This is a genomic window from Rathayibacter sp. AY1D5 (genome assembly GCF_002932515.1).
In the GTDB taxonomy this organism is placed as follows: Bacteria; Actinomycetota; Actinomycetes; order Actinomycetales; family Microbacteriaceae; genus Rathayibacter.
The window spans coordinates 1-5,730 of sequence record NZ_PSVU01000085.1; the positions used below are offsets into that span (position 1 = coordinate 1).

Here is a 5,730-nt window from a genome sequence, read left to right on the forward strand (position 1 = left end):
GCCTGGGTGCTCGGGGAGCTCGCAGAGCTGCACGCCTTCCACCCCGCGCTCCGCCCGGCCCTCGACGTGCTCCGCCGCGGACTCTCGCTCGAGGAGGACCACGACGCCGAGCTGCTGCGCGTCGGCACCGCGTTCCGGCTGGCCCAGCACGCCGTCGACTGGCACCGCTCCGGGGGCGCCAGCAGCGATCAGGCGCGGCTGCTGCTGCGCCTGTCCGCCGCACAGCTGGGGGAGCGGGCGGAATGAGCGCCCGCGACGTCCCGACCCTGTCCGCCGCCCTGCCCTCCGGCGCCCGCGCGCTCGTCGTGCACCGGCCGGAGGTCCGCAACGACTCGGTCGCCCTCGCCGTGCCCGCCGGCATGCGCCACGAGCGCGACGGCGAGGAGGGGATGCTGCACCTGATCGAGCACCTCGTCTACCAGGACAGTGAGGGGGTCGCCGGTCTCGTCCGGCAGACCCGCGTCGCCGAGAGCGGCGGCGTCCTCGGCGGTCACACGCACCTCGACTACTCCGAGTTCTTCGAGACGGGTTCTCCCGGGTCGGCCGCCGTGATCGCGGAGCGGCTCGTCGAGCAGGTCTTCCGCCCCGCCTTCCGGCCGGAGCAGATCGCGGAGCAGATCCGCGCGGTCGCCTCTGAGCGGGCCGCGCGCCTCGCCCCCGCTCCGGGCGGCGTGCTGCCGTGGCCGCACCTGACCGCCCGCTACTGGGCCGACGCCCCGAACGCGCACGACGGCAGCGGCGACCTCGACCTCGAGGGCCGCGCGACCGAGCCCGTCCTGCGCGCGCTGCACAGGCGCCACTACCGCCCGGCCGGCTCCGTGCTGGTCGGCGTCACGGCCGACGACCCCGCCCGGCTCCTGGACCGCCTGGTCGCGGCCCTCGCGGAGACGCCCGATCGCGCGGCAGGACCGGTCGCCGTCCCACCTGGGACGGCCCGCCCCGAGTACCGCGCCGAGCCCGCCGACCGCCGGCTCGCCGCGACCGCCGCCGCGCCGTCGACCCGCGTCTCCGACGAGCTGCTCGGCGACCTGATCGCCGCCGAGGCGCTCGCTGCGCAGGCCGGACTCGACGCGAGCGCCGGACTCTTCGGCCCGGGCGACACCGTCGCCGACGACCTCTTCGTGCTGGTCGACGACACCGCCGTGCCCGTCGATCCGTGGCACCGCCTCCGCGCCCTCGCGGTGAGCGACGACTCCGCCCTCGAGCACGCCCGGCACCGCGCGGTGCTGCGTGCGGAGCGGCTGGTGCACGACGACGAGCGTCTGGCCCGCACCGTCGCCCGGGATGCCCTGCTGCGCGGTGCGCCCGGCTTCGCGGGCGAGCTCGTCGACTCCCTCGCCGCGCGGCCGCCGCGCCCGCTGCTCGCGGACGCCGCGGCCCGCCTGGCCGAGCAGCCCTTCGCCGCACTGGGCGTTCCCGCCGCCTCCACCCCTCCAGGAAGGAGGAGCCCATGACCGCCGCACCCCCGCTCGCCGTCGTCGACGAGCGCTCCCGCTTCGCCGTCGTCGCCCTCGGCTGGCGCGACCCGGCCGGAGACGACGGGCCCGACCGCGCTGCCCGCCTCCGCTCGGCCGTTCCCCCCGGAGCGGTCTCGCTCGCGTGGACGGCGACGGCCGGGGCGCAGAGCCTCACCGCGGTGCTCCCTCCGGAGGGCGCCGCGGCCTGGACCGCCCTGACGCTCGAGCGCGCCCAGGGAGCCGGGGATCCGGTGCTCGCCGTGGTCGGGCCCGAACGCGCCGTCCGCGAGACGTCCCGGCCCGTCTCCGTGCCCGCCGCGGCTCCGCTGCCGAGCGCTCTGCACCAGTCCCGCGAGCAGGGCTACGAGAGCACGATCGTCACCGGCGCGGACCCGTCCGGCGAGGTCGGCCACGCCGCGACGTTCCTGGCGCTGTGCCGCCTCACCGCGGGGGCCGAGCCGCTCGTCCCCGCCGCACTGCGCTCCGCCGGCGGCGATGCGGTCGCCCAGGTCGCGCGGGGCCTGCGCTCGAGCCGCCCCTCCCTCACCTGGCAGGTCGTCTCCCCGGCCGGCCAGGGCATCCCGACCCTCGAGACCGTGCTGCGCACCGTCCTCGACGGCCGCGCCGCGCACGGGGAGGGAGCACGCGCCGCGCACGCGTTCGCGCGGGCGAACCTCCTCCGCGCCTGGCGGTCGCCCGAGACGCTCGCGCGCACCCTGGTGGAGTACGAGGTGATGGGCTGGGGCGGCGCCCTGGTGCTTGATCCGGAGCCGGCGCTCGCCGCGGTCGACGAGAGTGCGCTCGAGCGGGCGGTCGCGGGGCTCGTGCGGCCCGTCGCCGACGTGGTCGGCTGGGGCTGAATCCGGCGGGCTCGATCAGCTCCGGCCGGGACGCGTCCCCAGGTCGACGAGCCCGTGCTCGATCGCCGAGACCAGGATCTGCACCCGGTCGCGCACGCCCAGCTTCTCCATCACCTTCACGAACCGCGCCTTCACGGTCGACTCGGTGACGAACAGCTCCTGCGCCATCTCGCGGTTGCTCATCCCGCGGGCGAGCAGGCGGATCACCTCGAGCTCCTTCTCGGTGAGCGCCTCGAGCAGATCGGGGTCCGGCACCGTCTCCGCCGGCACCGACTCCTCGAGCCCCTTCACCACGTGGCGCGTGACCTCGGCGGAGAGCACGGACTCGCCCGCGAGCACCGCGTGCACCGCCGCGATGATCTCCCGCGGCTTCGTGTCCTTGACCAGGTAGCCGGAGGCGCCCGCGCGGAGCAGGTCGACGACGTAGCGGTCCGTGGTGAACGTGCTGAGCCCGAGGATCGCGATGCCCGGGTGCTCGGCGTGGATCCGCTCGGTCGCGGCGACGCCGTTCATGACCGGCATCTGCATGTCCATCAGGATCAGGTCGGGCTGGAGCGTCGCCGCCTGCTGCACCGCGATCCTCCCGTCGGAGGCCTCGCCCACCACCTCGATCGCCGGGTCCTGCGAGAGGTAGTCGCGGAGGATCTCGCGGGTCATCGATTCGTCGTCCACCAGCAGCACGCGGGTCATCGCTCTCGTCCTTCGTCGGTCGCCCCCGCGACGAGCGCACCGGACGCCCGGCCCTCGAGGGGGATGGTCATGGTCGTGGTCCAGCGGCCGCCGCGGGCTCCCGCGTCCAGCCGCCCGCCGAAGACGGCGCAGCGGGCCGACATCGCCTCGATCCCGAGGTGCGAGGAGACGATCGGAGCCGCGGAGGCGATCGCGTTGGAGGAGCTCAGCTGCACCTCGCCCCCCGACACCTCGAGCCGGAGCTGCACCTCACCGGCGGTGTCGCCGTGCTTGAGCACGTTCGTGCCCAGCTCCCGGACCGTGCGCCGCAGCACCTGGCGGAGGCTCGCGGGCACCTGCGCCACGGAGCCCGCCACATCGAGGCGGACCCGGAAGCCCGCGCGCTCGATCGCGTCGGCGACGTTCCGCACGTCGTGGACGAAGCCGACAGCGGTGGTCGTGGCGCCCGAGACCTCCGGGGTCCCGAGCAGGTCGGAGTCGCCGCGGGCGGGAGCGCCTGCCTCGTCCTCGTCCTGGAGGAGCGTCACGAGGCTCCGCAGATCCTGCAGCGCCTGCTGCGCCGCGTCGCCGATGCTCTCGAGGATGCGCTCGGTCTTGGCCGGGTCCTCGACCGAGGTCGCGCGGCGGGCCTGCATGGCGATGATGGTGACCTCGTGCGCGACGATGTCGTGCAGCTCGTGCGCGAGCCGGGTCCGCTCCTCGTTGCGGATCCGCGCCTGCTCCTCCTGGATGCGGTCGGCCCGGCGCTCGCTCCGCTCGCTGCGGCCCCGGAAGGCGTTCAGGCCCAGCCCGGCGGTGCCGCCGAAGAGGACGAACGCGCCCAGGACGTAGACGGCCGTGCCCATGGCGCGGTCGACGAGCAGCACCGCGGGCAGGAGGACGAGGGTGCCGAGCACGAAGACGAGCCCCGCGCGCCAGGGGAGGAGGAAGGTGACGAAGCCGACCACCACGATGGTCGGGAAGATCAGCGCCGCGAGCAGCAGCGGCGGGGCGCCGAGCATCAGGACGACGGCGTAGACGAGGTAGAGCGAGACCGCCGCGGGGATCGCGCCGGCGAGCAGCGCCAGGAGCGGCAGGTAGGGGAGCGCCAGCTCGATCCAGCCGCGGACCGACGTGAGGTCGACGCTGCCGCCCATCAGGTCGATGACGACGAGGAGCGTGAAGGAGCCGAGGAGGAGGGACCGGGTGATCCAGCCGCCGGGCAGCGTCCGCACGTCGTTCGTCCACCGCGTCGTCCCCACCACGGGACCAGGGTACCGAAGCCTTCTCCGAGCCCCGTCGGCCTTCCGTACAAGGGCGGACTGGTCTTTCGTACAGGAGCGGTGCGACGGGGCGTCGCCATGCTGGTGGAGCGGTCGAGCCGATCGCACCCCTCGATCACAGGAGAACGACCATGGCCCCGATCCTCGCCGCCGCCGCACTCGCCCTCGGAGCCGTCCTCGCTCCCGCCGCTGCTCCTGCCGCCGCTCCCGTGCAGGCCGCCTCGTCCGCCGGCGTGCAGACGGTCGCCGCCTCCTACGAGCTGCCGAAGGTGCAGAAGCCGGGCGGCATGGAGTCGATCCAGGACCGCGGCGCCCTCTGCAACCTCTTCGGGATGTGCTGAGCGCAGCTCTCGGACCGGGTCAGCCCTTCAGCGGGTCGTTGCCCCAGTTCTTCAGGGAGTAGCGCCACTTCGTCTCGGTGACATCGCCCGAGGGACGCTGCTTCGCGTGCCGGTGCACGTAGCCGACGACCTTCGTCATGTGGGCGTAGTCGTCCTCGCTCAGGTCGGCCTGCTTCGTGCCCAGAAGCTCGACGATGCGGCGCCCGCTCTCGTGGCCGACGGACTCGCCGCCGCCCTCCGGCTTCTGGCCGACCTCCTTCGACTCGTCGGTGCCGAGCCACTCCTCGAGCTCCTTCGCGGTCATGTTCACGGCGTCGTGGAACTCGTCGCGGGTCGTCCGCTTCTCGTCGTCGGTGGGCATCGCGGGGCTCCTCGGGTCGGTCGGTCCGGGTCGGTCGGTGACCTCCAGCGGAGCCTGTCGGAGGGGGAGAGGTCAAGCCCCGTGCGCGGTTCCAGGGCGCGCGTAGCGTCGGAGGAGTCCGCACCAGCCGACCACCGCCGGCGTCCGCCGCCGGCAGAGAAGAGGCCCACATGCCCTCCCGCAACACCCTCGTCCGCAGTCTCCACGACCTCGGAGCCGCCGCCTGGTTCGGCGGCTCGCTCATGGGCGCCGTCGGCCTGAACGGCGCCGCGTCCACCTCGTCCGACCCGGCGGAGCGCCTCCGCCTCTCCTCGAACGGCTGGGCCCGCTGGACCCCTGTGCAGCTCGCCGCGATCGCCGCCCACGGCGTCGGCGGCATCGGACTCGTCCTCGCCAACAAGACCCGCCTGGCCAACCAGCAGGAGAGCCGCACGAACACCGTCGTCAAGACCGTCGTGACCGGGCTCGCCGGCGCCGCCTCGGTGATCGCCGCGGTCGCCGGAGCGACGCAGGCCAAGCACGCCGACGAGGGCGCCCCCGGCGTGACCGAGGCGTCGGAGCAGAACTCGCAGGAGCTGACTACGGCCCTCCGCGTGCAGAAGGTCACCCAGTGGGCCATCCCCGTGCTGACCGCCGTCATCATCGTCCTCGGCGCCCAGCAGGGCGAGCAGCAGCGCCCCGTGAAGGGCCTCTTCGAGACCACGGCGCGGATGTTCCGCAAGTAGTCCCCGCGCTCGCGCGCAGAACGTCGGCCGAGAG

At 74.5% G+C, this 5,730-nt stretch carries 7 protein-coding genes and 1 pseudogene; 5 read left to right on the forward strand and 3 right to left on the reverse strand.

What is annotated here, in order from left to right; all coding sequences use genetic code 11:
• The 3 genes and pseudogenes from C5C82_RS17705 to C5C82_RS16560 form a co-directional block, all read left to right on the forward strand.
• Positions 1-246: pseudogene (locus C5C82_RS17705) on the forward strand (hypothetical protein); the annotation flags it as partial.
• Positions 243-1,454, forward strand: a complete 1,212-nt coding sequence (locus C5C82_RS16555) for a pitrilysin family protein (RefSeq protein ID WP_104355403.1) — start codon at positions 243-245, stop codon at positions 1,452-1,454. The pseudogene C5C82_RS17705 and the gene C5C82_RS16555, both read left to right, overlap by 4 nt.
• Positions 1,451-2,317 (forward strand): hypothetical protein, encoded by an 867-nt coding sequence (locus C5C82_RS16560; protein WP_104355404.1) that lies wholly within the window; start codon positions 1,451-1,453, stop codon positions 2,315-2,317. The genes C5C82_RS16555 and C5C82_RS16560 overlap by 4 nt, the downstream gene beginning before the upstream one ends.
• A 15-nt stretch (positions 2,318-2,332) precedes the next feature.
• Here the strand turns inward: C5C82_RS16560 and C5C82_RS16565 are convergent, their stop codons facing one another.
• Together C5C82_RS16565 and C5C82_RS16570 are read right to left on the reverse strand one after the other, a co-directional pair.
• Positions 2,333-3,007, reverse strand: a complete 675-nt coding sequence (locus C5C82_RS16565; protein WP_104225096.1) for a response regulator transcription factor — start codon at positions 3,005-3,007, stop codon at positions 2,333-2,335.
• Positions 3,004-4,251 (reverse strand): sensor histidine kinase, encoded by a 1,248-nt coding sequence (locus C5C82_RS16570; RefSeq protein ID WP_258059356.1) that lies wholly within the window; start codon positions 4,249-4,251, stop codon positions 3,004-3,006. The genes C5C82_RS16565 and C5C82_RS16570 overlap by 4 nt, the downstream gene beginning before the upstream one ends.
• A gap of 149 nt (positions 4,252-4,400) precedes the next feature.
• Between C5C82_RS16570 and C5C82_RS16575 the strand changes: the two genes are divergently transcribed.
• Complete coding sequence (locus tag C5C82_RS16575; RefSeq protein ID WP_104225965.1) at positions 4,401-4,610, forward strand: hypothetical protein; 210 nt, start codon at positions 4,401-4,403, stop codon at positions 4,608-4,610.
• A 19-nt stretch (positions 4,611-4,629) separates the two neighbouring features.
• Here the strand turns inward: C5C82_RS16575 and C5C82_RS16580 are convergent, their stop codons facing one another.
• Positions 4,630-4,971 (reverse strand): DUF3140 domain-containing protein, encoded by a 342-nt coding sequence (locus C5C82_RS16580; protein ID WP_104256256.1) that lies wholly within the window; start codon positions 4,969-4,971, stop codon positions 4,630-4,632.
• Between the two features lie 170 nt (positions 4,972-5,141).
• Here C5C82_RS16580 and C5C82_RS16585 point away from each other — a divergent pair, with 170 nt between their 5' ends.
• The gene (locus tag C5C82_RS16585; RefSeq protein ID WP_104225093.1) at positions 5,142-5,696 is read left to right on the forward strand and encodes a hypothetical protein; all 555 of its coding nucleotides are present in this window, start codon (positions 5,142-5,144) and stop codon (positions 5,694-5,696) included.
• Positions 5,697-5,730: the final 34 nt, after the last annotated feature.